The organism is Streptomyces sp. DSM 120436 (assembly GCF_055778765.1).
Window position 1 is genome coordinate 1,552,062 of record NZ_JBSKBS010000002.1, and the last position, 24,187, is coordinate 1,576,248.

General features: G+C 73.4%; 24 protein-coding genes and 1 pseudogene. 10 read left to right on the top strand and 15 right to left on the bottom strand.

Annotated elements, in window-relative coordinates:
* Window positions 1–241 precede the first annotated feature (241 nt).
* The 3 genes from ACWH4W_RS29150 to ACWH4W_RS29160 form a co-directional block, all read right to left on the bottom strand.
* The gene (locus tag ACWH4W_RS29150; RefSeq protein ID WP_473078792.1) at window positions 242–1,045 is read right to left on the bottom strand and encodes an SAM-dependent methyltransferase; all 804 of its coding nucleotides are present in this window, start codon (window positions 1,043–1,045) and stop codon (window positions 242–244) included.
* Window positions 1,046–1,126: 81 nt separating this feature from the next.
* Window positions 1,127–1,411: a DUF397 domain-containing protein gene (locus ACWH4W_RS29155; protein WP_106414728.1), complete on the bottom strand. Its 285-nt coding sequence runs from the start codon at window positions 1,409–1,411 to the stop codon at window positions 1,127–1,129.
* Window positions 1,412–2,272, bottom strand: coding sequence for a helix-turn-helix domain-containing protein (locus tag ACWH4W_RS29160; RefSeq protein WP_473078793.1), 861 nt, complete (start codon window positions 2,270–2,272; stop codon window positions 1,412–1,414).
* Between the two features lie 236 nt (window positions 2,273–2,508).
* On the opposite strand from ACWH4W_RS29160, the gene ACWH4W_RS29165 reads away from it, so the two are divergent.
* Together ACWH4W_RS29165 and ACWH4W_RS29170 are read left to right on the top strand one after the other, a co-directional pair.
* Window positions 2,509–3,177: an ATP-binding protein gene (locus ACWH4W_RS29165; RefSeq protein WP_473078794.1), complete on the top strand. Its 669-nt coding sequence runs from the start codon at window positions 2,509–2,511 to the stop codon at window positions 3,175–3,177.
* Window positions 3,178–3,224: 47 nt separating this feature from the next.
* Window positions 3,225–3,626: a hypothetical protein gene (locus ACWH4W_RS29170; RefSeq protein WP_473079287.1), complete on the top strand. Its 402-nt coding sequence runs from the start codon at window positions 3,225–3,227 to the stop codon at window positions 3,624–3,626.
* A 29-nt stretch (window positions 3,627–3,655) separates the two neighbouring features.
* Here ACWH4W_RS29170 and ACWH4W_RS29175 read toward each other — a convergent pair whose 3' ends face one another.
* Together ACWH4W_RS29175 and ACWH4W_RS29180 are read right to left on the bottom strand one after the other, a co-directional pair.
* Window positions 3,656–3,841, bottom strand: coding sequence for a hypothetical protein (locus ACWH4W_RS29175; protein WP_473078795.1), 186 nt, complete (start codon window positions 3,839–3,841; stop codon window positions 3,656–3,658).
* Window positions 3,842–3,997: 156 nt separating this feature from the next.
* The gene (locus ACWH4W_RS29180; protein ID WP_473078796.1) at window positions 3,998–4,687 is read right to left on the bottom strand and encodes a DUF899 domain-containing protein; all 690 of its coding nucleotides are present in this window, start codon (window positions 4,685–4,687) and stop codon (window positions 3,998–4,000) included.
* A gap of 556 nt (window positions 4,688–5,243) precedes the next feature.
* Between ACWH4W_RS29180 and ACWH4W_RS29185 the strand changes: the two genes are divergently transcribed.
* The gene (locus tag ACWH4W_RS29185; protein ID WP_473079288.1) at window positions 5,244–6,086 is read left to right on the top strand and encodes an MIP/aquaporin family protein; all 843 of its coding nucleotides are present in this window, start codon (window positions 5,244–5,246) and stop codon (window positions 6,084–6,086) included.
* 38 nt (window positions 6,087–6,124) lie between these two features.
* On the top strand, window positions 6,125–7,642 hold the full coding sequence (gene glpK / locus ACWH4W_RS29190; RefSeq protein ID WP_473078797.1) for a glycerol kinase GlpK: 1,518 nt from the start codon (window positions 6,125–6,127) through the stop codon (window positions 7,640–7,642).
* A 16-nt stretch (window positions 7,643–7,658) separates the two neighbouring features.
* Here glpK and ACWH4W_RS29195 read toward each other — a convergent pair whose 3' ends face one another.
* On the bottom strand, window positions 7,659–7,850 hold the full coding sequence (locus tag ACWH4W_RS29195; RefSeq protein WP_473078798.1) for a hypothetical protein: 192 nt from the start codon (window positions 7,848–7,850) through the stop codon (window positions 7,659–7,661).
* Between the two features lie 229 nt (window positions 7,851–8,079).
* On the opposite strand from ACWH4W_RS29195, the gene ACWH4W_RS29200 reads away from it, so the two are divergent.
* Window positions 8,080–9,216, top strand: coding sequence for a glutathione-independent formaldehyde dehydrogenase (locus tag ACWH4W_RS29200; RefSeq protein ID WP_473078799.1), 1,137 nt, complete (start codon window positions 8,080–8,082; stop codon window positions 9,214–9,216).
* 12 nt (window positions 9,217–9,228) lie between these two features.
* Here ACWH4W_RS29200 and pip read toward each other — a convergent pair whose 3' ends face one another.
* On the bottom strand, window positions 9,229–10,194 hold the full coding sequence (gene pip / locus ACWH4W_RS29205; protein WP_473078800.1) for a prolyl aminopeptidase: 966 nt from the start codon (window positions 10,192–10,194) through the stop codon (window positions 9,229–9,231).
* 31 nt (window positions 10,195–10,225) lie between these two features.
* Window positions 10,226–10,948, bottom strand: coding sequence for a uracil-DNA glycosylase (locus ACWH4W_RS29210; protein WP_473078801.1), 723 nt, complete (start codon window positions 10,946–10,948; stop codon window positions 10,226–10,228).
* Window positions 10,949–11,045: 97 nt separating this feature from the next.
* Between ACWH4W_RS29210 and ACWH4W_RS29215 the strand changes: the two genes are divergently transcribed.
* Entirely contained in the window at window positions 11,046–11,711 is a 666-nt protein-coding gene (locus ACWH4W_RS29215) for an RNA-binding S4 domain-containing protein (protein ID WP_473078802.1), read from the top strand.
* A 49-nt stretch (window positions 11,712–11,760) separates the two neighbouring features.
* Here the strand turns inward: ACWH4W_RS29215 and ACWH4W_RS29220 are convergent, their stop codons facing one another.
* Entirely contained in the window at window positions 11,761–12,447 is a 687-nt protein-coding gene (locus ACWH4W_RS29220) for a class I SAM-dependent methyltransferase (protein ID WP_473078803.1), read from the bottom strand.
* A gap of 141 nt (window positions 12,448–12,588) precedes the next feature.
* Here ACWH4W_RS29220 and ACWH4W_RS29225 point away from each other — a divergent pair.
* A pseudogene (locus ACWH4W_RS29225) lies at window positions 12,589–12,851 on the top strand (DUF6343 family protein).
* A gap of 33 nt (window positions 12,852–12,884) precedes the next feature.
* Here the strand turns inward: ACWH4W_RS29225 and ACWH4W_RS29230 are convergent.
* From ACWH4W_RS29230 to rpsA, 4 genes are all read right to left on the bottom strand, one after another.
* Entirely contained in the window at window positions 12,885–13,265 is a 381-nt protein-coding gene (locus ACWH4W_RS29230; RefSeq protein ID WP_473078804.1) for a tetratricopeptide repeat protein, read from the bottom strand.
* A gap of 50 nt (window positions 13,266–13,315) precedes the next feature.
* Window positions 13,316–13,927 (bottom strand): dephospho-CoA kinase, encoded by a 612-nt coding sequence (coaE, locus tag ACWH4W_RS29235; RefSeq protein ID WP_473078805.1) that lies wholly within the window; start codon window positions 13,925–13,927, stop codon window positions 13,316–13,318.
* Window positions 13,928–13,972: 45 nt separating this feature from the next.
* Entirely contained in the window at window positions 13,973–14,911 is a 939-nt protein-coding gene (locus ACWH4W_RS29240; protein WP_473078806.1) for a PAC2 family protein, read from the bottom strand.
* Window positions 14,912–15,138: 227 nt separating this feature from the next.
* Window positions 15,139–16,632 (bottom strand): 30S ribosomal protein S1, encoded by a 1,494-nt coding sequence (gene rpsA / locus ACWH4W_RS29245; RefSeq protein WP_093766690.1) that lies wholly within the window; start codon window positions 16,630–16,632, stop codon window positions 15,139–15,141.
* A 362-nt stretch (window positions 16,633–16,994) separates the two neighbouring features.
* On the opposite strand from rpsA, the gene ACWH4W_RS29250 reads away from it, so the two are divergent.
* Both ACWH4W_RS29250 and ACWH4W_RS29255 read left to right on the top strand, forming a co-directional pair.
* Window positions 16,995–17,807: a class I SAM-dependent methyltransferase gene (locus tag ACWH4W_RS29250; protein WP_473079289.1), complete on the top strand. Its 813-nt coding sequence runs from the start codon at window positions 16,995–16,997 to the stop codon at window positions 17,805–17,807.
* A 4-nt stretch (window positions 17,808–17,811) separates the two neighbouring features.
* Window positions 17,812–20,601: an ATP-dependent RNA helicase gene (locus ACWH4W_RS29255; protein WP_473078807.1), complete on the top strand. Its 2,790-nt coding sequence runs from the start codon at window positions 17,812–17,814 to the stop codon at window positions 20,599–20,601.
* 45 nt (window positions 20,602–20,646) lie between these two features.
* On the opposite strand, the gene ACWH4W_RS29260 is transcribed toward ACWH4W_RS29255, so the two are convergent.
* On the bottom strand, window positions 20,647–22,476 hold the full coding sequence (locus ACWH4W_RS29260; protein ID WP_473078808.1) for a lytic transglycosylase domain-containing protein: 1,830 nt from the start codon (window positions 22,474–22,476) through the stop codon (window positions 20,647–20,649).
* A 322-nt stretch (window positions 22,477–22,798) separates the two neighbouring features.
* On the opposite strand from ACWH4W_RS29260, the gene ACWH4W_RS29265 reads away from it, so the two are divergent.
* Complete coding sequence (locus tag ACWH4W_RS29265; protein ID WP_473078809.1) at window positions 22,799–23,662, top strand: DUF4184 family protein; 864 nt, start codon at window positions 22,799–22,801, stop codon at window positions 23,660–23,662.
* On the opposite strand, the gene ACWH4W_RS29270 is transcribed toward ACWH4W_RS29265, so the two are convergent.
* Window positions 23,580–24,017: a hypothetical protein gene (locus tag ACWH4W_RS29270; RefSeq protein ID WP_473078810.1), complete on the bottom strand. Its 438-nt coding sequence runs from the start codon at window positions 24,015–24,017 to the stop codon at window positions 23,580–23,582. The two genes, ACWH4W_RS29265 and ACWH4W_RS29270, sit on opposite strands and share 83 nt — an antisense overlap.
* Window positions 24,018–24,187: the final 170 nt, after the last annotated feature.

Genomic DNA, 24,187 nt, shown 5'->3' on the forward strand with positions numbered 1-24,187 from the left:
CCGAGCCAGTGCGCCCGCTGCTCCCCCGAGCCGGCACGCCGCCCACCGCCTCCCCGGCCAGGCGCTCCTGCCGCCCGCCCGGGCCGACACCCGGCCCCGCCCGGTCTCAGCCCGGTGCGCCCGCCTCCCCGCGCGGGCCGGCCGACGCACACCGCGCCGCGCCGACCCCGTCACGTCACGACACGCCGACGCCCCCGGGCTTCCGGCGTCGGCCGGGCTCCCAGGGGCGTCGGGTGGCTGCCTACGGCTTGCGGGCCACCGCTCCGTAGCCGGGGATGACCCCGTCGTCCTGGCCCGGGACCGGGTCGCCCAGTTCGGGACGCCAGAGGTGCGGCACCTGAACGCCCGGTTCCACGAGGTCGAGGCCGTCGAAGAAACGGGTGAGCTCCCCGCGGCTGCGCAGCGCCAGGGTGACGCCCGCACCCTTGAGCTTCGCCGTGGCCTCCTCCGACTCCTCGGGCGTGAAGTCGGCCGTGGCGTGGCTGATCACCAGGTAACTGCCCGAGGGCAGGGCGTCCACCAGCCGCGTCACCAGCTCGTGCGCGCCGTCCTCGTCGGGGACGAAGTGCAGCAGCGCGATGAGCGACAGCGCGATCGGCCGGTCGAAGTCGAGGACCTTGCGCGCGCCCTCCAGGATGGTGTCCGGTTCCCGGACGTCGGCCTGGAGGTAGTCGGTGACGCCCTCCGCCGTACCGCGCAGCAGGGCCTCCGCGTGGGCCAGCACGATGGGGTCGTTGTCGCAGTACACGACGCGGGCGTCCGGCGCGATGCGCTGGGCGACCTGGTGCAGGTTCGGCTCGGTGGGGATGCCGGTGCCTATGTCGAGGAACTGGCGTACGCCCTGCCCCGCGAGCCAGCGCGTGGCGCGCTGCATGAACGCGCGGTTCACGCGCGCCATGACCGGCACGCGCGGATCGAGGGCGAGCATCTGCCGTCCCATGGCCTCGTCGACCGGGTAGTTGTCCTTGCCTCCGAGGTACCAGTCGTACATCCGCGCGGGATGCGGTCTGGTCGTGTCGATCTCGACAGGGTGCTGTCCGGTCATGACGGACTCCGTAACTGTCTGCAAGCGTTAGTGATCAATTCAGTGCCAAGGAGGAAGCAAAAGGTAGTGCGGCAATGAGGTTCAGGACAGCAGGAAATCCGCCTCTCCGGCCTTGGCTCCCTCGATGAAGGCCGTCATCTCGGCGGAGGTGTAGATGAGCGCAGGCCCGTCCGGGTCGGTGGACTGGCGCACGGCGATCCGGCCGTCGTCCAGCTTCATCGCCTCGAGGCAGTTGCCGCCGTTGCCACCGCTCCAGGGCTTGTGCCAGCCCTCGCTGCCCAGCTCCCGGGCAGGCATGCCGTTGTAGATCCGTGCGGCGTGCGCCCGCGCACGCGGCTGGGTCTTCGGGGGCTTGATGAGTTCCATTCACAGCTCCTTGCGGAGATCCCGGAGGATCCCCTTCGTGCGATGTGCCGTGGCGGCCTGCGCCGCCATGCGGTCCATGACCTCGAGGTGGGTCGCCACCTCGGTGCGCGCGTCCAGGTAGACGGCGCCGGTCAGGTACTCGCTGTAGACCATGTCCGGCAGTTCGGGCATGGCAAATCGGAACAGCACGAACGGCCCGTACGTGCCGGGGTGGGGCCCGCTGTCGAAGGTCGCGATCTGCAGCGTCACGTTGGGCAGCGCCGCCGCCTCGAGCAGCTTGTCGATCTGCGCGCGCATCACCTCCGGACCGCCGACCCGGCGGCGCAGCGCGGTCTCGTCCATGACGACCCACAGCCGGGGCGCGTCCTCGCGGGTGAGCAGTTCCTGCCGTCGCATGCGCAGGTCGACGTGGCGCTCTATGTCCTCGGGCCGGGTCTGCCCTATGGCGCCGGAGCGCAGCACGCCGCGCGCGTAGTCCTCCGTCTGGAGCAGTCCGGGGACGAAGTGGGGTTCGTAGCTGCGGATGAGGGAGGCCGCGCCCTCCAGGCTGACGTACATGGAGAACCAGCCGGGCAGGATGTCGTGGAAGCGCTGCCACCAGCCGGGCTTGTTGGCGTCCTCCGCGAGCTGGACGAACGCCTCGGCCTCCTCGTCGGAGACGCCGTAGGCCTTCAGCAGCAGCTGGAGGTAGGGAATCTTGAGCCCCACCTCGGCCGTCTCCATGCGGCGCACGGTGGCGGGCGCGACGCGCAGGATCCGGGCGGCCTCCTCCCGCTTGAGACCCGCGCGCTCACGCAGGTCCAGCAGGCGGCGCCCGAGGACGACCTGCCCCACCGTCGGCGCGGACCGGGGTTCGCTCACGCTCCACCTCCCTCGAACAAATAGTGACAGCCCGGCGGCGCCGTCCGGTGATCCGGCACGGGGATCAGGCACGGGGACCATGCAACCCGAACGTACATTCGAATCAGTCTCCGGCGATCCCAACTGGCGCCACGCGAGGTGCTGTTGCGAGCAGTGTGCCACGCCCGTCCAGACCGTCACACAGCACTCTGCAATTTTCAGAGTGACACTTGCCAAGTGTTCACGGCGGGGCGATAGTGGCAAGCGTGATTCCGTCCGCGCCCTTAGGAACAGACGCCGCCGCAGCTTCCGTCGGCCTCGGCGCCGCCCCGGCCGCCGCCCCCTCCCCGGGGGCCTCCGCCGAGCGCCGGTTCCGCTTCGAGCTGGCCGCTCACCCGGGTTCCCCCGCCCGGGCGAGACGGCTGACACGGGCCCGGCTGACCGGCTGGTCGGTGTGCGAGGACACCTGTGACACGGCGGCCCTGGTCGTCTCCGAGCTGGTCACCAACGCCATCGTGCACACCGCGAGCAGCCATGTCGTCTGCGAGCTGCACGACGATGACGACCTGCTGCGCATCGCCGTGCGGGACGAGGGCTGCGCGCCGGGCCGGCCTCGGGCGAACTTCCGGCAGCAGCCGGAAGAGGAGCACGGAAGGGGACTGCTCCTCGTCGACGCCCTGTGTCACGCGTGGGGCGCCCACGAGCACGGTCCCGGCCTGCTGGTCTGGGCGGAACTCCCCCGCACCGCCGACACCCCGCCCGGCTCCGGCGAACCCCGTGGCGACCTCGGCTGGGGCGCCCGGCCCAAGCCCGGTCCGGCCGGCGGCTCGGGGGACGGCGAGGACGGGGCCGGCGACGGCGGCCGGACCCACCCGGCCGAGCAGCGCCTGGGGACACCCGCCGAGCGGGACGGAGGACAGGCGTGACGGGCCCCGGCGGCATACGCGTGCTGAGCCTGGACTCGTTGGTCCGGATGCAGCGCGGACGGCAGACGCCCGACGCGCCCCGGCGGCTTCCCGTGCCCGACGGCATGACCGCCCCGATGGGCTGCGACGCGGTCGCCGTACCGGCCCGCTTCGGTCCGCTGGTCCTGCCCCGGCTGCCCCGCGTGGGGTGCGTGTACGCCGATGACGCGCACTGGTGGTGGCTGGTCCCGTCCGATTCGGACTACGCCCTGGAATGGCCCGCGCCCGCGCACTACGCCGTCGGCGCGGTCCTCCCCGACGCCCCGGCCGACACGGGCGCCGCCGGTCTCCCCGGGCTGATCCACCGCCCCGACGGCACGCTCCCCTACACGCCTCCGATACCGCTGTACCTGGCCCTGTGCCGCCTCACCGGAACCACCCCCGTCTGGTCACGCCCCGTCACCGCGTGACGGGCGCGCACGGCGCCCCGAGGAAGGGCTCACGCCACCGCCCCACCGCCGGCGCCCTCGCCGCGGACGATCACCAGGAACATGTCGGTGGCGAGGTCCATGACGACCTCGGCGGGCAGGCCCTCCAGGCGCCGCGCGTGCGCGAACTCCTCCGCGGGCCAGGAGCCGCGCGGTCCACCTGCGGGAAAGCGTTCGAGCACTGTTCGCCCGTGCACCCTGCCACCTCCATGTAGCGCTGTACTCGTAGAGTTAAACGCCAACCATGGGGCGAACGCCTCGTGCGGTGACGGTACTGAGACGTAGTTGACACCCGTTCACTGCCAAGTGTGAGCGCGCTCTCAGCTTTTCGGAGTAATCCGTCACCGTCCGTGTCAGTCGTCGTACTCGTCGTGGTAGCGGAGACGCTCCCGCGCCACGGGCGCCCCGACGGCGTACGCGCGTCCCTGCGGTTCCTCCCAGGGCTCCTGCCTGCCGAGCGCGGTGAGGTCCAGCAGGCTGGTGGTGGAGCCGAGCCCCTCCAGACCGCGTCCGCAGGCCGAGTAGGTGTGGAAGACCCGGTCGCCGTCGCGCAGGAAGCAGCTCACCCCCGGCCGCCGGACGGGCCGGCCGTCCTCCTCCGGGAACACGTCGAAGTCCGCGTCGAAGTCACCGGGGTGCGACGAGTACCAGGGCACGGTCCAGCCCATCCGGGCCTTGAACGGCAGGATGCGGGTGAACGGCGCGCGGGAGACGGCGGCGAACGTGGTGCGCCGCGCGTGCAGGTGGGCGAGGTGCCCGATCTGGTCCAGGAAGGCGGAGCAGCAGCGGCAGCCGGTCTCCCACCCGGGGTCGAAGACGAAGTGGTGCACGACGAGCTGCTGCCGTCCCTGGAAGAGGTCGAGCAGCGTGGCCTTGCCGTCACCGCCCTCGAAGACGTACTCGCGGTCGACGGGGACCATGGGCAGTCGGCGCCGTTCGGCACGGAGGACGTCGAGCGCGCGGGTGACGGCCTTCTCCTTGTCGAGCAGTTCTTCGCGTGCCGCACGCCACTGGGCGCGCGAGACGATCTCCGGAAGCGACATGGTTCCTCCAGTGCAACGGTCCCGTTGCGAGGAGTGACCGGAGTGCCGCACGGAACTCATCGCCCGCACGCACGATCTTTTTCGCCGCCCCGACATGACCATGTCACACGCCGTCGGCCGACGCCGGACGCTTCCAGGTGGCGTCGCCCAGCGCACCGCGCGGCACCGCGCTCCGGGAGACCGGCCCGCGCTGGGGCCGGAGGGCATGGGCGGGCCCCGGGGCACGGCGGGCACGTGCGGGGCGCAGGGGCCCTGTCGTCCGGCCGAGGCGGCCGGTCCTCGGCGGACGCTTTTGTCCGCTCTCCCCGGACCCGTGCGGAAACCTCGCTCCCGACTCCCCGAAGGCTCCGCAGTATTCGCCCTTCCCCTCCCCTTCGCTCACCGAACTGGGCCGTCGGTGGGAAAGGCCGCTCTCCGCGCGCCCGGGCACCGGGGCGGACCTACGCTGCCGACATGGAGAGGCACAGTCCGCGCCATTTCCGTTCGAGGAGGGCTGATGGCTGATCGCGTTACAGCTCCACGCCGACGCGGCTATCGCGAAGGCATCGGCGGCGAGATGCTCGCCGAATTCCTGGGGACGTTCGTCCTCATTCTGCTGGGTCTCGGATCCGTCGCCGTCGCGGTCGTGGGCCTCCCCGGTTCCGGGCGGCAGTTCGTGGATTTCGGACCGGCGAACTGGCTCATCATCTGCTGGGGCTGGGGCCTCGCCGTCGTCTTCGGCGTCTACGTGGCGGGCGGCATCAGCGGCGCCCACATCAACCCGGCGGTGACCCTGGCCTTCGCCGTGCGCAGGGACTTCCCCGTGAAGAAGGTGCCCGCCTACTGGCTGGCCCAGCTGCTCGGCGCCTTCGTCGCCGCCGCGCTCGTCTACGCCTGCTACCACTGGGCGATCGACGCCGCCGACGCGAAGGCCGGTCTGGCCCGTGACGAATCACTGTCCACCTATTCTATTTTCGCGACCTTCCCCGCGGAATACTTCGGGGATTCCTGGTGGGGCCCGCTGCTCGACCAGATCGTGGGCACCGGCATTCTGCTGCTCCTGATCTGCGCGCTCATCGACATGAAGAACGTCGCTCCCCTGGCGAATCTCCACCCGTTCCTCATCGGCCTGGTGGTCGTCGCCATCGGTCTCACCTTCGGCACGAACGCCGGATACGCGATCAATCCCGCGCGCGACTTCGGCCCCCGTCTGTTCACCTACTTCGAGGGCTGGGGCGACATCGCGTTGCCGGGCACGTTCGGGTGGTTCAGCGGCTACTGGTGGATCCCCATCGTCGGCCCGCTGATCGGCGGCGTCCTCGGCGTATTGGTGTACGACCTGCTCATCAAGCCGGTGATCACCGCCAGGACGCGGGCGATGGAGGACCAGGAGGAAGGCCCGGCCACCGAGGAGGCGTAGGCCCCCCGGGACCGTCGTCACTCAGAAAGGTTGCAGCGATGCCCGAATTCGTCGGCGCGGTGGACCAGGGGACCACCAGCACCCGTTTCATGATCTTCGATCACGCCGGTAACGAGGTGGCGAAGCACCAGCTGGAGCACCAGCAGATCCTGCCCCGTTCCGGCTGGGTCGAGCACGACCCGGTGGAGATCTGGGAGCGCACCAACACGGTGATCCAGAACGCCCTCCGCGACGGCAACCTGACGGCTTCCGACCTGCGGGCCATCGGCATCACCAACCAGCGCGAGACGACCGTCGTCTGGGACCCGCGCACCGGCCGTCCGTACTACAACGCGATCGTCTGGCAGGACACCCGCACCGACAGCATCGCCGCCGCCCTCGACCGCGAGGGCCACGGCGACGTGATCCGCCACAAGGCGGGGCTGCCGCCGGCCACCTACTTCTCCGGCGGCAAGATCAAGTGGCTGCTGGACCACGTGGCCGGGCTGCGCGAGGCGGCCGAGGCGGGGCACGCCCTGTTCGGCAACACGGACGCCTGGGTGCTGTGGAACCTCACCGGCGGCCCCAACGGCGGCGTCCACGCCACGGACGTGACCAACGCCAGCCGCACCATGCTGATGAACCTGGAGACCCTCGACTGGGACGACGAACTGCTCGGCATCTTCGGTATCCCGCGCTCGATGCTCCCGGCCGTCCACCCCTCCTCGGACCCCGAGGCGTTCGGCCAGGCCCGCACGTCCCGCCCGCTGGGCGCCGCCGTGCCGATCACCGGCGTCCTCGGCGACCAGCACGCGGCCACCGTGGGACAGGTCTGCTTCTCCCCCGGCGAGGCCAAGAACACCTACGGCACCGGCAACTTCCTGGTGCTGAACACCGGCACCGAACTGGTCCGCTCGCAGAACGGCCTGCTGACGACGGTGGCGTACCAGTTCGCCGGCAGCCCGGCGGTGTACGCGCTGGAGGGCTCCATCGCCGTGACCGGCGCGGCGGTGCAGTGGCTGCGCGACCAGCTGAAGATCATCGGGAGCGCCCCGGACAGCGAGCAGCTGGCGCGCTCGGTGGAGGACAACGGCGGCATGTTCTTCGTGCCGGCGTTCTCCGGCCTGTTCGCCCCCTACTGGCGTTCCGACGCCCGGGGCGCCATCGTCGGCCTCTCCCGGTACAACACCGGCGGCCACATCGCGCGGGCCACGCTGGAGGCGATCTGCTACCAGAGCCGTGACGTGGTCGAGGCGATGGAGCAGGACTCCGGGGTGCACCTGGACGTGCTCAAGGTGGACGGCGGTGTCACCGCGAACGACCTGTGCATGCAGATCCAGGCCGATGTGCTCGGGGTGCCGGTCAGCCGGCCCGTGGTCGCGGAGACCACCGCACTGGGCGCCGCGTACGCCGCGGGCCTCGCCACCGGCTTCTGGAGCGACACCGACGAGCTCCGCTCGCACTGGCAGGAGTCCAGGCGCTGGGAGCCGCAGTGGGACGAGGACCGGCGCAGGCAGGGCTACGAGGACTGGAAGCGGGCCGTCGAGCGCACCCTGGACTGGGTCAAGGTCGACTGAACCCTGAGGTGACCGGTCAGCGGTCGGCGACGTCCTCACGGAGACCGTCGGAGAACTCCCACCACGACAACGAGAGCCAGTCGCCGTTGACGAACGCGTCGACGGACGCGCCGCGGCCTCGGACGGTCACGGTCGTGCCCGGGGGGTACAGGGTGCCGGACAGCCCGGGCACGGCCACAAGCAAGGTTCCCAGCCTCTGAGCTGCCATGTTCCGCCCTCTCCCCTCTCATCGGTCTTCATCGGGTTTTCATCGGGTCTTCGTCGGGATCGCCGGGGCCGCGCCGCCGGAGCGGGGCGGGCATCGCACGGCATTCGTCGGATACTACCGGCTTGCCCCGGTCACAAGACCGGAGAATCATGAGATATCGGTCACGCGGACCATCGGGAGGGGCGTCGCTGCGCACCACGCAGAACACCAACCGAACGGAGATCGCACCATGAAGGCCGTCGTGTACAAGGGACCGTTCGAGGTCGCCGTCGAGGAGGTCGAGAACCCGACCGTCCAGCATCCCAACGACGTGATCGTCCGGATCACGTCGACCGCGATCTGCGGCTCCGACCTGCACATGTACGAGGGTCGCACCAACGCCGAGCCGGGCATCACCTTCGGCCACGAGAACATGGGCACCATCGCCGAGGTCGGTCCGGGCGTCACCTCGCTCAAGGAGGGCGACCGCGTGGTCATGCCCTTCAACGTCGCCTGCGGCTTCTGCACCAACTGCGTCGAGGGCTTCACCGGGTACTGTCTCACCGTCAACCCCGGCTTCCCGGGCGGCGCCTACGGCTATGTGGCCATGGGCCCCTGGAAGGGCGGACAGGCGGAGTACCTGCGCGTCCCCTACGCCGACTTCAACTGCCTGAAACTGCCTCCGGGCACCGAGCACGAGAACGACTTCGTGCTCCTCGCGGACATCTTCCCCACCGGCTACCACGGCTGCGAACTCGCCCAGGTGCGCCCGGGTGAGAGCGTCGCGGTGTACGGCGCCGGCCCGGTCGGGCTGATGGCGGCCTACTCGGCGATGCTGCGCGGCGCGAAGAAGGTGTTCGTGGTCGACCGGGTCGCCGAGCGGCTGCAGAAGGCCGAGGAGATCGGGGCGGTCCCGGTCAACTTCGCGGAGGGCGACCCGGTCGAGCAGATCCACGACCAGACCGAGGGCATGGGCACCGACAAGGGCATCGACGCCGTCGGCTACCAGGCCTCGGCGGGCGGCGGCACGGACCGCGAGGAGCCGGCGACCGTGCTGAACTCGCTGGTCCGCACGGTCCGGGCCACCGGCATGCTCGGCATCCCCGGGCTGTACGTGCCGTCCGACCCGGGCGCCCCCGACGAGCACTCCAAGCAGGGCATGCTGCTGGTCGCGGTCGGCAAGCTCTTCGAGAAGGGCATCAGGCTCGGCACCGGCCAGTGCAACGTCAAGCGCTACAACCGGCAGCTCCGCGACATGATCATCGAGGGCCGGGCGAAGCCCAGCTTCGTGGTCTCGCACGAACTGCCGCTGGACCAGGCGCCGTCCGCGTACGACAAGTTCGACAAGCGGATCGAGGGCTACACCAAGGTGGTGCTGCAGCCGTAAGGGGTCTGCTCGTCAGACCGGTCGGCGGGCGTACCGGTCCGTCGCCGCCACCAGGGCGTCGTCGCCGGCCGCGCCCGCGTCGTGACCGGCGTCGTCGACGATCACCAGCTCGCTGTCCGGCCAGGCGTGGTGCAGTCGCCAGACGATGCCGAGGAGATTACCGACGTCGAGGCTGCCCTGGACCAGGGTGCCGGGGATGCCCTTGAGGAGGTGGGCGTCGCGGAGGACGACGCCCTCCTCTCCCCCGTCGCCGAAGAAGTGGTCGTTGCCCCAGTAGTGGGTGACGGTGCGGGCGAAGCCCAGACGGAACGCCGGGTCGCAAAACCGCTCCACGGAACCGGGCGGGGCGGGGATGATCGCCGTCTCCCAGTCCGTCCACGCCCGCGCGGCCCGCGCCCTGACCCGCGGGTCGGGCGACTCCAGCAGCCGGTTGTACGCGGCGGCCAGGTTGCCGTCGCGCTCGGCCTCGGGCAGTTCCGCGAGGAACCGCGCGTGGGCCTCCGGGAAGATCCGGCCGAGGCCCCGCGTCAGCAGGCCGACCTCCGCGGGCGAGCCGGTGGCCACGCCGGTCAGCACCAGTTCGGAGACCGCACCGGGGTGGGTCTGCGCGTAGCGCAGGCCCAGGGCCGAGCCGAAGGACACGCCCCACACCAGCCACCGCTCGATGCCCAGGTGGGCGCGCAGCCGCTCCAGGTCCGCCATGAGGTGCGGCGTCGTGTTGAGGCCCATGTCGGTGGCGGGGTCGGCGGCCGACGGCACCGACCGTCCCGCGCCGCGCTGGTCGAACAGGACGATGCGGTAGGCGGCGGGGTCGAAGTAGCGCCGCAGTCCGGCGCCGGCGCCCGAGCCGGGCCCGCCGTGCAGCACCACCGCGGGCTTGCCGTGCGGATTCCCGCTGGTCTCCCAGTGGACGCGGTTGCCGTCCCCGACGTCGAGCATGCCGTGGTCGTACGGTTCGATCTCCGGATACCTGCCCATCCGAGCACCGTAGCGCCACCGTGCGGGACGCTCATCCCCTTTCCTCCGGGCGCAGTCCGGCTGCCTCGGCCGCCGTGCGCAGGACGTCCCGGAGCATCTCGGGGGTGAGCTTGCCCGTGAAGGTGTTGCGCTGGCTGACGTGGAAGCAGCCGTGAAGGCGGAGCGCCGGGCCGTCGGCGGCGTCCAGCTCGACCCGGGCGCCGTGCCCGAAGGCGGGCCGGGGCCGGGGAACGGTCCAGCCCGCCTCGGCGAACGCGGGAAGCGCCGCCTGCCAGCCGAAGGCACCGAGGACGACCGCCGCCCGGACCGTCGGCCGCAGCAGCCGCAGCTCCTGCACCAGCCAGGGGCGGCAGGCGTCCCGTTCGGCCGGGGTGGGCTTGTTGGCGGGCGGGGCGCAGTGCACGGGCCCGGTGACACGGACGCCGTACAGCTCCAGGCCGTCGTCGGCGTGGACCGAGGTCGGCTGGGAGGCCAGGCCCACGTCGTACAGCGCCTGGTACAGCACGTCGCCGGAGCGGTCCCCGGTGAACATCCGGCCGGTGCGGTTGCCGCCGTGCGCGGCGGGCGCGAGGCCGACGATCAGCAGCCGCGCGTCCGCCGGCCCGAATCCGGGCACCGGCCTTCCCCAGTACGTCCAGTCCGCGAACGCGGCCCGCTTGGTACGGGCGACCTCCTCGCGCCAGTCGACCAGGCGCGGGCAGGCACGGCAGCCGGCGATGCGCCGGTCGAGCCGGGCGAGACCTTGGTGATCCATGGTTCCACCGTAGGCGCCGGGTGCGACGTCCGGGCGTGGGCCGGGCCCGTCGATATCCGTACACGGTCGGCGGGCCGGGCGGGCTAAGGTCGGGAGCATGGTTGCGGAGGGTGCGCAGAACGACAGGACGGCCGGAGCGGACGGGGGCGCGGGCGGCGCGGGGGCCACGCCCCGGCCCGCGGGGACCACGCCCGAGCCGGCGGACCCGAAGACCGCCGCGGCGGTGGCCGCCGCCGAGGCGGCCGGGCCGCAGAACGGCGAGACCGTGCGGATCGACAGCTGGATCTGGTCGGTACGGCTGGTCAAGACCCGGTCCATGGGCGCCGCCGCCTGCCGGGGCGGGCACGTCCGCGTGAACGGCGAGCGGGTGAAGCCGTCGCACGCCGTGCGGGTCGGCGACGAGGTGCGGGTGCGGGTCGAGACGCGGGAGCGGGTCGTCGTCGTGAAGCGGCTGATCCGCAAGCGGGTGGGGGCGCCGGTCGCCGCCCAGTGCTACCTCGACAACTCCCCGCCGCCCCCGCCGCGCGAGGCCGTCGCCCCGGCCGGCATCCGCGACCGCGGCGCGGGCCGCCCGACCAAGCGGGACCGTCGCGAGCTGGAGCGGCTGCGGGGGCTGGGCGGCCCCGGCCCGTTCGGCGGCCCCGCGGGCCCGCCCGCCCTGGGTGACCCGGGCGCGGCACCGGGCGGAGGCGGTGGCGCGCGCGGGCGCGGGGCAGGCGGCCGAGGCCGGAGCGGGGGCGCCGGGGGCACGCCCCGGCCGTGAAGCCGGGTGCCGCGTCACGGGCGTGCGGGCGCCGGCGCCCGCACGCCCGTCAGGCGCGGGATGCCGGCACCGCCCTCACCCAGATCCCGTCCTCCGTCAGGTACCGGTCCACCCTCAGGCCCTCCTCCGCGAGTACCGCCTCGAACTGCTCCGGGGTCAGCGGGCGGGACAGGAACGTCTGGGTCCAGGTCGCGTCCGGGAACACGTACTCCGCGTGCACCGAGTCGACGCCGTCGCCGGCCGGCTCCACGGACACGATCCGCACCGTGAAACCCGCCGGGTCCGTCCGCTCGCGCGGCACGTTCGTGTGATAGTCCGCGCCCTCTCGCTGGATCAGTACGCACCCGCCCTCCGCCAGGTGCCGCACACAGGTGCGCAGCATGCCCCGCCGCACCTCGGTGTCCCCCGCGTGCACCAGGAACGAGGCCAGCAGCACCACGTCGAACGTCTCGCCGAGGTCGAGCCGCTCCACCGGACTGCATATCGTCCGCGCCCCGCGCACCCGCTCCAGCATCCCGGCGGATTCGTCCACCGCCGTCACCTCGAAACCGCGCTCCAGCAGCGCGTGGGTCATCCGCCCCACGCCGCAGCCCAGCTCCAGGATCCGCGCCCCCGCCGGCACCGCCGCGGCGACGACGTCCGGCTCGTCCCCCACGGGAAGGCGCGCGTACAGCTCCACCGCACAGCCGTCCGGGGTGATCGCCCCGGGCCCCGTCCCCTGACAACCCTCACGCATCGTCTGCTCCATGCCCGTCGAACGGACCGCGCCCGCACATCCGTTCCCCTGTCCGCCGTTGCCACCCGAACGAGTGACAGGAGGCCCGGCCGGGCACCCGGAGGGCGAGAAGCACCGGGCTCCGACAAGGTGAGGAGTGCGATGCGCACGGGCAGTGAACCGACGACCGCGCGGAGCCCTCTGCGCACGCGGCTCTGGCTGAGCGTGTGGGGTGTGGTCTCGGCGGTGGCCGGAACCGTGGCGTTCGCGCTCGCCGGGTATCCGGGCTGGGCGCCGGCCTGCGGGATGCTGTGGCTGGTCGGCACGGCGGACCTGTTGTTCGTGGTCCGGCACATCCGCCAGGGCCCCCACTGCCGGCCGGGCCGCGACGCCCCCCGTACGAGCCGCCGAAGGACCGGCGCTAACCGGGTGCGGCCCGGCTCAGGACCCGCGGGGACTCACTCGTCGAAGCGCGCCGCCTTCAGGTACTCCGGGTTCGGGTCCAGCGCCGCCGCCAGCCGGAAGTGCCGCTTGGCGGGGCGGGGGCGGCCCTGCCGCTGGTAGGCGCGGGCGAGCGCGTAGTGGGCGAAGGCGTTGTCCGGCTCCCGCTCCAGGACGAGCGAGAACTCCAGCTCGGCGGAGCGCAGCTGGGCGGCCGCGAAGAAGGCGCGCGCCCGCAGCAGCCGGGCGGCCGTGTTCTCGGGATGGACGTCGATCACGCCGTCGAGCAGCTTCACGGCGCCCCGCGGATCGCGGGAGGCGAGCAGGTGCTCGGCGGCGCGGAAGTCGATGACATGCGTCTCCGGCGTACGTCCGGACGGACCACTGGTGTCGGGCACGGCGGAATCCTTCCCTCGCTCGAGGGGATCAACGCCCCGCCCGGCACCGGTTATTCCGGCCGGGGCTCCCGCGCGCGGCGGACCAGCTCGGCCCACACCTCCTCGACGCGCCGTTCCAGCGCGTCGAGGGGCACGTCGTTGTCGATGACGATGTCGGCGACCGCCCGGCGCTGCTCCCGGGTGGCCTGGGCCGCCATGCGGGCCCGTGCGTCCGCCTCGCTCATGCCGCGCAGCCGCACCAGCCGGTCGAGCTGGGTCTCGGGACGCGCGTCGACGACGATCACGACGTCGTAGAGCGGGGCGAGGCCGTTCTCGGTGAGGAGGGGCACGTCGTGGACGACGACGGCGTCCCCGGGCGCGGCCTCCTCCAGCTCCCGCGACCGGGCGCCCACCAGGGGGTGCACGATCGAGTTGAGCGTGGTCAGCTTCTCCGGGTCGGCGAAGACGAGGGCGCCGAGGCGGGGCCGGTCCAGGCTGCCGTCCTCGGCGAGGATCTCCTCGCCGAAGGCCTCCACGACGGCGGCGAGCCCGGGCGTGCCCGGTTCGACGACCTCGCGTGCGATGCGGTCGGCGTCGATCAGCACGGCTCCGCGCTCCACGAGCAGCCGCGACACCTCGCTCTTGCCGGCTCCGATACCGCCGGTCAGGCCCACTGTCAGCATGGGCAGCAGCCTAGGCGGCGGCTGTGACCGGCGGTCCGGCGGGCGTCAGGTGTCGCCCTCCCGCTCGGCGAGGAACCTCTCGAACTCGCGGCCGATCTCGTCCGCCGACGGGATGTCCACCGGCTCGGCGAGCATGTTCCCCCGGGTCGCGGCGCCCGCCGCGGCGTCGTACTGGTGCTCCAGTCCCTGGACGAGGGCGGTGAGCTCGTCGTCGCCCTCCCGGATCTGGCGGTCGATCTCGGTCTGGGTGCGCTGGGCGTCGGTGCGCAGGGAGTGCGCGACGCCGGGCAGGACGAGCCCCGTGGCGGCCGTGATGGCCTCGAGCGCGGTCAGCGCCGCGTCCGGGTACGGCGAGCGGGCGATGTAGTGCGGCACGTGCGCCGCGACGCCCAGGACGTCGTGCCCGGCCTGCATGAGCCGGTACTCGACCAGGGCCTCGGCGCTGCCGGGCACCTGCGCCTCGTCGAAGGGGCTGCTGCTCACCGGGACGAGGTCGGTGCGGTTGCCGTGCGGGGTGAGGCCGACCGGGCGGGTGTGGGGGACTCCCATGGGAATCCCGTGGAAGTTCACCGACAGGCGTACCCCGAGGCGCTCCACGATCTGCCGCACGGCGGCGGCGAAGCACTCCCACTCCACGTCCGGCTCGGGCCCGGAGAGCAGCAGGAAGGGCGCTCCGGTGGCGTCCTGCACGAGCCGCACGGTGATGGCCGGCACCTCGTAGTCGGTCCACCGGTCGCGGGTGAAGGTGAGCAGGGGCCGGCGCGCCCGGTAGTCGACGAGCCGGTCGTGGTCGAACCGGGCGACGACCTGGTGGGGCAGCGAGTCGAGCAGCCGGTCGACGATCTGGTCCCCGGTCTCCCCCGCGTCGATGTATCCGTCGAAGTGGTAGAGCATGACAAGTCCGGCCGACTCCTGGGCCAGCGCCATGTCGACGACGCTCAGGCCCTTCGGCTCCCAGGCGTACACATCCTGCGGATCAAGCACAGTGACCGCTCCTCCTCGTGTTCCACCCACCACAACGTGGCACGGCACACAAGCATTCCCACGATGACGACGCCCTCGGGGAAACACCCTGGAGGGGCACGGGGAACCGCACGGCACACCCCCACCGGGCCCGCCGGCCGGCGACGAACCCCTCGGGAACGCCTGAGGGGCCGCACCTCGAAAGGTGCGGCCCCTCAGATCAACCGCTAGCCCTCAGCGGCGAGCGCTCAGCTCTGGCCACCCGCCAGCTTCTCGCGAAGCGCGGCCAGCGCCTCGTCCGAAGCCAGGGCGCCGGACTGGTCGCCGCCCTCGGAGGAGTACGAACCGCCGCCGGACGCGGCCGGAGCGGCGGCCTCGCCACCCTCGGCAGCGGCCTTCTCGTCCGCCTCGCGGGACTTGATGACCTGCGCCTGGTGCTGCTCGAAGCGGGCCTGCGCCTCGGCGTACTGGCGCTCCCACTCCTCGCGCTGCTTCTCGTAGCCCTCGAGCCAGTCGTTGGTCTCGGGGTCGAAGCCCTCGGGGTAGATGTAGTTGCCCTGGTCGTCGTAGGACGCGGCCATGCCGTACAGGGTCGGGTCGAACTCGACCGCCGTCGGGTCGGCGCCGAAGGCCTCGTTGGCCTGCTTCAGCGAGAGGCTGATGCGACGGCGCTCGAGGTCGATGTCGATGACCTTGACGAAGATCTCGTCGTTGACCTGGACGACCTGCTCCGGGATCTCCACGTGACGCTCGGCCAGCTCGGAGATGTGGACCAGACCCTCGATGCCCTCGTCCACGCGGACGAACGCACCGAACGGAACCAGCTTCGTGACCTTGCCGGGCACGACCTGGCCGATCTGGTGGGTGCGGGCGAACTGCTGCCACGGGTCTTCCTGGGTCGCCTTCAGCGACAGGGAGACGCGCTCGCGGTCCATGTCGACGTCGAGGACCTCGACCGTGACCTCCTGGCCGACCTCGACGACCTCGGAGGGGTGGTCGATGTGCTTCCAGGACAGCTCGGAGACGTGGACCAGACCGTCGACGCCACCCAGGTCCACGAAGGCGCCGAAGTTGACGATCGAGGAGACGACGCCGGAACGGACCTGACCCTTCTGCAGGGTGGTGAGGAACGTCTGGCGGACCTCGGACTGGGTCTGCTCCAGCCAGGCGCGGCGGGACAGGACCACGTTGTTGCGGTTCTTGTCCAGCTCGATGATCTTCGCCTCGAGCTCCTTGCCCACGTAGGGCTGGAGGTCGCGGACACGGCGCATCTCGACCAGGGAGGCCGGGAGGAAGCCGCGGAGGCCGATGTCGAGGATGAGACCACCCTTGACGACCTCGATGACGGTACCGGTGACGATGCCGTCCTCTTCCTTGATCTTCTCGATGGTGCCCCAGGCACGCTCGTACTGGGCGCGCTTCTTCGAGAGGATCAGGCGGCCTTCCTTGTCCTCCTTCTGGAGGACCAGGGCCTCGATCTCGTCGCCGACGGCGACGACCTCGTTCGGGTCGACGTCGTGCTTGATCGAGAGCTCGCGGCTCGGGATGACACCTTCGGTCTTGTAACCGATGTCGAGCAGGACCTCGTCCCGGTCGACCTTCACGATGACGCCGTCGACGATGTCGCCGTCGTTGAAGTACTTGATCGTCTCGTCGATCGCGGCGAGGAACGCTTCCTCGTTACCGATGTCGTTGACCGCTACCTGCGGGGTGGTGGCGGTGGTCTCGGTGCTGCTCGTCATGTGGGAAAGGGCTCCGGTACGGACATTGAAGTCGTAGGTACTGCTACGCCGGAGCCCGTTTCGCTCTGCAGAAGCCGGACAGCCAAGGAAGCGCCACGAAAACGCGATGGCGCCTCGACAACCGAGGGGACATACAACAGATGCGAGCGCAGCCTGCTACGTCTGAGGTGCGCAGGCCCGCAGCGCAACTTGTAGCATACGGGGACGGCCGGGCATGGTCAATGCACGAAGCCGCCCACCCGGGGCAGATCGCCGCATAACCGGCACAACTGCCGTCTCCCGAGGGCATGCAGGGGTGACGAAGACCCCCTCGGCGACACACCGGGGACCCGGCTGGACGGAAGAGTACGACGAGGGAGCCGATCATCCAAGAGCCCGAAGTCCCCGAACCGGAGGCCACCCGGCGGGAGGCCGGCGTCACGGAGAGCTCCCGGGCCAACCGGGGCTGGTGGGACCGCAACGCCGACGAGTACCAGACCGAGCACGGCGCCTTCCTCGGCGACGACCGTTTCGTATGGGGCCCGGAGGGTCTGGACGAGGCGGAGGCGGAGCTGCTCGGCCCGCCGGAGGAGCTGAAGGGGCGCGACGTCCTGGAACTGGGCGCCGGCGCGGCACAGTGCTCGCGCTGGCTGGCCGCGCGGGGCGCGCGCCCGGTGGCCCTCGACATCTCGCACCGCCAGCTCCAGCACGCGCTGCGCATCGGCGGGGCGTTCCCCCTGGTGTGCGCGGACGCGGGCGCGCTGCCCTTCGCCGACGCCTCCTTCGACCTGGCCTGCTCGGCGTACGGGGCGCTGCCCTTCGTCGCCGATCCGCGGCTGGTGCTGCGCGAGGCGCACCGGGTGCTGCGGCCGGGCGGGCGGCTGGTGTTCTCCGTGACGCACCCGATCCGCTGGGCGTTCCCGGACGAGCCGGGCCCGGAGGGACTGAGCGTGTCCGGGTCGTACTTCGACCGCACGCCGTACGTGGAGCAGGACGAGAGCGGCCACGCGGTGTACGTGGAGCACCACAGGACGCTCGGGGACCGGGTCCGTGACGTGGTCGCCTCCGGGTTCCGGCTGGTGGACCTGGTGGAGCCGGAGTGGCCGGCCTGGAACACCTCCGAGTGGGGCGGCTGGTCCCCGCTGCGCGGCAGCCTGATCCCCGGCACGGCGGTCTTCGTGTGCGTACGGGACTGAGCGCGTGATCCGTCACGAGGCGCTGGAGTCCCTCCCGGTGCGCGAGGCCCTGCCCGGGCTCGCCGAGGCGCTCGACACCCGCGGCACGTCCGTGCTGGTGGCGCCGCCGGGGACCGGCAAGACCACCCTGGTGCCGCTGGCGCTCGCCGGTCTGTGGGGCACGGGCCCCGCGCGGCGGGTGCTGGTCGCGGAGCCCCGGCGGATCGCGGCCCGCGCGGCGGCGCGCCGGATGGCGTGGCTGCTGGGCGAGCGGGCGGGCGGCTCGGTCGGCTTCACGGTGCGCGGGGAGCGGGTCGTGGGGCGGGACACGCGCGTGGAGGTCGTCACGACCGGCGTGCTCCTCCAGCGGCTCCAGCGCGACCAGGAGCTGGCCGGGGTGGACGCGGTGGTGCTCGACGAGTGCCATGAGCGCCATCTGGACGCGGACACGGCGGCGGCGTTCCTGTGGGACGTGCGCGAGACGCTGCGGCCGGACCTGCGGCTGGTGGCCGCGTCGGCGACGACGGACGCGCAGGGCTGGGCGCGGCTGCTGGGCGGCGCGCCCGTGGTCGAGGCGCGGGGCGCCGCGCACCCGGTCGACGTGGTGTGGGCGCCGCCCCCGCGCGCGGTGCGGCCGCCGCACGGCATGTGGGTGGATCCGGCGCTGCTCACGCATGTGGCGGCGGTGGCGCGCCGGGCCCTGGCCGAGCGGGACGGCGACGTGCTGGTGTTCCTGCCGGGGGTCGGGGAGATCTCCCGGGTGGCCGGGATGCTGGGCTCCCTGCCCGGGGTGGACGTCCTCCAGGTGCACGGGCGGGCGCCGGCCACCGTGCAGGACGCGGTGCTGTCGCCCGGTGAGCGGCGCCGGGTGGTGCTGGCGACATCGGTCGCGGAGTCCTCGCTGACGGTGCCGGGGGTGCGGGTCGTGGTGGACTCGGGTCTCGCCCGCGAGCCGCGCGTCGACCACGCGCGCGGGCTGAGCGCCCTGGCGACGGTACGGGCCTCGCGGGCCGCGGGGCGGCAGCGGGCGGGTCGTGCCGGACGGGAGGCGCCGGGCACGGTGTACCGCTGCTGGGCCGAGGCGGAGGACGCGCGGCTGCCGTCGTACCCCTCCCCCGAGATCAAGGTGGCCGACCTGACGGCGTTCGCGCTCCAGGCGGCCTGCTGGGGCGATCCGGACGCCTCCGGTCTGGCGCTACTGGATCCCCCGCCGGGCGGCGCGATGGCGGCGGCCCGCGCCGTCCTCACCGCGATCGGCGCGGTACGGCCGGACGGCCGCCCCACCGAGCGGGGCGCCCGCCTCACCCGGCTCGGCCTGCACCCGCGCCTGGGACGCGCCCTGACGGACGCCGCGCCGCGCGTGGGCGCCGGCCTCGCGGCCGAGGTCGTCGCGCTGCTCTCCGAGGAGCCCCCGCGCGACTACGGCGACGACCTGATCGCCGCCCTGCGCACCGCGCGCCGCGGCGGCGACGGATACGCGGCGCGCTGGCGCACGGAGGTACGGCGGCTGCGCGGGGCGGCGACCGGGGCGGAGGGAGCCGCACCGGCCGGTGGGCCGGACGCGGGCGGGCCGGACACGGGCGGCTCCGACGGGACCTCGGCGTCGGGCGTCCCTGCGGGGGCGGACGACGGCGCCGTGCCGGTGGCCCGGGGCGGCGGGGAACCGCCGGGCGGGCACGGTGGTGCGCCCGGCGCACAGAAGCGCGCGGACGGCGGGCCGGACGCGGGCCGCACGGACGGGACCGCCGCCCCCGGCGCCCCGACGCGGGCGGACGACGGCGCCGTGCCGGTGGCCCGGGGCGGCGGGGAGCCGCCGGGCGGGCACGGTGGTGGGGTCGGCGTGGAGGAGTGTGCCGTCGGTGTCGTCGTGGCGCTCGCCTTCCCGGAGCGGGTGGCCCGGGCGGACGGCGGGTCGTACCTGATGGTGGGCGGGACGCGGGCCGAGGTGGGGGCGGGGTCCGCGTTGCGCGGGGCCGAGTGGATCGCCGTGGCCGTGGCCGACCGGCCCGTGGGGCGCGGCCACGCGCGCGTCCTGCTGGGGGCCGCCGTGGACGAGGACGTGGCGCGCTGGGCGGCGGGGACGTTCGTGGAGCGGCGCGAGGAGGTGCACTGGGCCGGCGGGGACGTCGTGGCGCGCCGGGTCGAACGGCTCGGGGCGGTCGAGCTGGCCGCACGGCCGCTCACCGGCGCCGGCCCCGCTCTGGTGCGCGCCGCGCTGCTGGACGGGCTGCGCCGGGAGGGGTTCGGGCTGCTGCGGTGGCCGGCCGGGGCGGAGGTCCTGCGGCAGCGGCTGGCCTTCCTGCACGGGCGGCTGGGCGAGCCCTGGCCGGACGTGTCCGACGAGGCGTTGCACGCGCGCGTGGACGAGTGGCTGGAGCCGGAGCTGAGCCGGGCGCGGCGCCGGGCGGACCTCGCCCGCATCGATGCCGGGCAGGCGCTGGCACGGCTGCTGCCGTGGGCGTCCGGCGAGGCGGCACGCCTCGACGAGCTGGCGCCCGAGCGGATCACCGTGCCCAGCGGGTCGGCCGTGCGGATCGACTGGTCCGATCCGGAGCGGCCGGTGCTCGCCGTGAAGTTGCAGGAGATGTTCGGACTGCAGGAGTCGCCCGCGGTGGCCGGGGTGCCGCTGCTGGTCCATCTGCTGTCCCCGGCCGGCCGGCCCGCCGCCGTCACCGCCGACCTCGCCTCCTTCTGGAGGGAGGGCTACCAGCAGGTGCGGGCGGAGCTGCGGGGCCGGTATCCGAAGCACCCCTGGCCCCAGGACCCGGCCTCGGCACAGCCGACCCGGCACACCAACGCGCGGTTGCGGAGGTAGGACGCGCGGGCGCCCGTCCCGTACGGGGCGCCCGCGTCCGCGTCGTCAGGCGGCCGGGGTTCCCGACGGCCCGGTGGACGGCCCGGTGGACGGCTCCGTCGAGGGGCCGGTCGAGGGGTCCGTCGACGGTTCCGGGTCCGGGCTCGGGGTGGCCGCCGGTTCCACGGTCAGTTCGACCGTGAGGGTCGCGCCGCCGGCCGCGGTGAGGCGGAGCAGGAACGTGCCGGCGGTGTCGTCCGCGTACAGCTTCGGCAGGGTCAGCAGCCCGTCCGCGTCCGTCCTGAGACCGGTCAGGGTGCGGACCGTCCTGCCGTCGGCGTCCTTGAAGTAGGGGCCCTTGTCGTTCTCGGCGAGGTCGTCGGCGGACGTCACGAGGGTGGCGGTGACGGCGACCTTCCCGGCTGCCGCGCCCCGGTAGGTGGCCCTGACCTCGACCGGCTCGGCGAACTCGCCGCCCACGACGGAGGTCGGTTCCTCGGGGCCGGTGCGGACGAGGGCGTCGGCGGCCCGCTCGGTGACCGTCGCCTTGTAGGGGACGCCCTTGACGGAGCGGCCCGCGACGGCCGCCTGGACGGCGAACGCGCCGGTCTTCTCCCCCGCCCGCAGCGCGGGCGCCACCGCGACGCCGGACGCGTCGGTGGTGACGGTCGCCACGCTCTCGCCGCCCGCGAAGGTGGCGTCCGTGTCGCCGACGATGGTGAAGCGGATCCGCACCTTGGCGACCGCCTTGCCGGTCCCGGTCTCCGCGCGGGTGCTGATGCGCTCGGCGAAGGTGTGACCCGCCATGGCGGTGAGGGGGCCGGTGCCGGCGTCCTCCAGGTGGTGCACCGTGTCGGTGGGCGTCGGTGGGGTGGTCGGAGGAGGCGTGGTGGGCGGAGGAGGCGTGGTGGGCGGTGCGCTCGGGCCGCCGTCGCCGGGTGGGGCGGGGCGGGGCGCCGGCCGGGAGCCGGAGGGCTTGCCGGGCCGGGTGCTGCCGGGCCTCGTCGGCGGGGCGGTGGTGCGCGGCCCCGACGGGGAGGCGCCGGGGCGCGCCGTGTCGTCGCTGCGGTCCGCGGGCAGGCCGCCGGTGCCGTCGGGGATCTCGTGGGTGCCCTTGCGGTAGTACTCCAGCCACGACAGGACGGTGTTCACGTAGTCCGTCGAGTTGTTGTAGCTGAGGATCGCCTTGCGCAGGTCGTCCCGGTCGGACAGGTCCCAGTCGAAGCGGCACAGGTAGTGGCCGGCGGCGAGGGCGGCGTCGTAGATGTTGTTCGGGTCCTCGCGGCCGTCGCCGTTGCCGTCGCGGCCCGCCCACTCCCAGGTGGAGGGGATGAACTGCATGGGCCCGACGGCCTGGTCGTACATGCTGTTGCCGTCGTAGGCGCCGTCGTCGGTGTCCCGGATGAGGGCGAAGCCGTTGCCGTCGAGCTGGGGGCCGAGGATCGGCGTGACGGTGGTGCCGTCGGCGGTGACCCGGCCGCCGCGCGCCTGACCGGACTCCACCTTGCCGATGGCGGCGAGGAGTTGCCAGGGCAGGTTGCAGCCGGGCTTCTTCTCGCGCAGCGCGGCCTCGGCCTTCTTGTAGGCGTCGAGGACGGTCGCGGGTATGCCGGCCTCGGCGGCGCGCCGGTCGCCGGCGCCGCCGCCGGAGCCCGTGGAGGGCGACGGGCTGGGGCTGTTGAGGGGCGGCAGGTCCGTGTAGTACGGCGAGTTGCCGGTGGCGCTGTCGTCGGCGGCGGTGTCGGGCGCGGAGGCGGCGTCGCCGGTGCTCTGTCTGCCCTGGTCGTCGACCGTGACGCCGGGCGCCTGGGACGCGGACAGAGCCGCCACCGCTGCCGCGGCCACGGCGGTGGTCGCCGCTTGCTTGCGGAGCCGCCTGCCGATGTGCGCCGCCATAGAGTGAACCCCTCCCCATGGGCGCCGTCGGCGCCCGTCACCGTGTGCTGTGTCCGCCCTGTTGTGACGATCTGCCCGCCCCGCCGGTTGCCCCGGGGCGCGGGACCGGTTCGGCGACCCTCGCGACCCTACGACAACTTCCCCTGCACGGACACCCGTTGATGCCCGATATTCACCGGTTGGCCACCTTCTCGTCCGGGCGGTTCGCGGGGCGGCGGGCCCGCGTGCGCGGGTCTGCCGAATACTGGGGTCCGCCCGGCCCGGGGCCGCCGGCCGGCGAGCCCGGGCGTCCCCCGGTCAACCCCCGCTGCGAGGAGCTCCGTTGCCGTTCACACTCAGTCACGCGGCGGCGGTCCTGCCGGCCGTCCGCACCGACGGGACGGGCCGCGGGCCGCTGGTCCCGGCCGTGCTGGTCGCGGGCAGCTTCGCGCCCGACATGACCTACTACGCGGCCAGTGCGGTGTCCGGGGCGATGGAGTTCGGCGACGTGACGCACGCCGGCTGGGGCGTGTTCACCGTGGACGTGCTGATCGCCTGGGCGCTGGTGGGACTGTGGCTGCTGGTGCGGGAGCCGCTGGTGGCGCTGTTGCCGCGGGCGCGCCAGGGGCGGGTGGCGGCGCTGGTGCACTGCGGTGCGCCCCGGGCGCGCGTACGGGCGTCGTTGGCGGCGCGCTGGTACGTGTCCGCCGTCCTGGGGGCGCTGACGCACGTGGTGTGGGACGCGTTCACCCATCACGACCGGTGGGGGACGCGGCTGCTCCCCGTGCTGGAACGGGAGATCGGGGGTTCGCCGGTGTTCTGGTACGCGCAGTACGGGACGTCGCTGGCGGCCGCGGTCGTCCTGGTGGTGTTCGCGGCGCGGGCGCTGCGGCGCGTGGTCCCCGGGGGCACGGCGCCCTCGGGGGTGCCGGTGCTGTCGGCGGCCGACCGGTGGGCGGCCGTCCTGCTGCTCTGCGGGTGCGCGGTCGTGGCGGCGGTGTTGCGGGCCACCCGGTGGTGGGCCCACTGGGGCCACGTGGCGAAGCCCTACGAGCTGATCCCGACCGTCTGTTTCGGCGCGGGCGCGGGGCTGGTCGCCGCGCTGCCGGTGTACGCCGTCGCCGTCAGGGTGCGGCGTCGGGTCCCGGCCACGGAGGGCCCTGCGGGCGCGGATACGCGGGAGCCGGACCGTACGGCCGCACGCTGAGCGTCTCGCTCGCCGCGACGAACACGGTGATCGTGCGGACCGGGCGGGGCCGGGGCAGCAGGGTGAGGACGAGGGTGAGGTAGGCGCGGGCCAGCTCGGCCCACAGCCGCCACGGGGGTTGTTCCGTCCCGGCGCCCGGGGTGGCGGGGGTGCGGCCGGTTCTCCACCGGCCGTCGGTGACGCGGCGGCCGAGCCGGGCTGCGGCGTCGCGGAAGGCGGCCGTGAGGCCGCCGGGGACACGGGCGGTGCTTGCGGCGGCCGCGAAGACCGGGACCGGTGGAAACGCCTGGGTGGTGGGTCCGTCGGCGTCGGTCCGCGGGGGTGCCGCTCTGCGGTGAAGCATGCGTATACCCATGCCTGGCATGCTCTCCGCCCACCCCGGTGCGGGCTCCCCTGCGGGGGCCAGCCGAGTGAAGCACGGGGAGCCCGGCAGACGCCGGGACACCCTCCCGGCCCTCGTCCGACCTGCGGTTACGGCACCCCTGCGCACGCCTCGGGACGGCACGGCGACCTGGCGGACCAAAG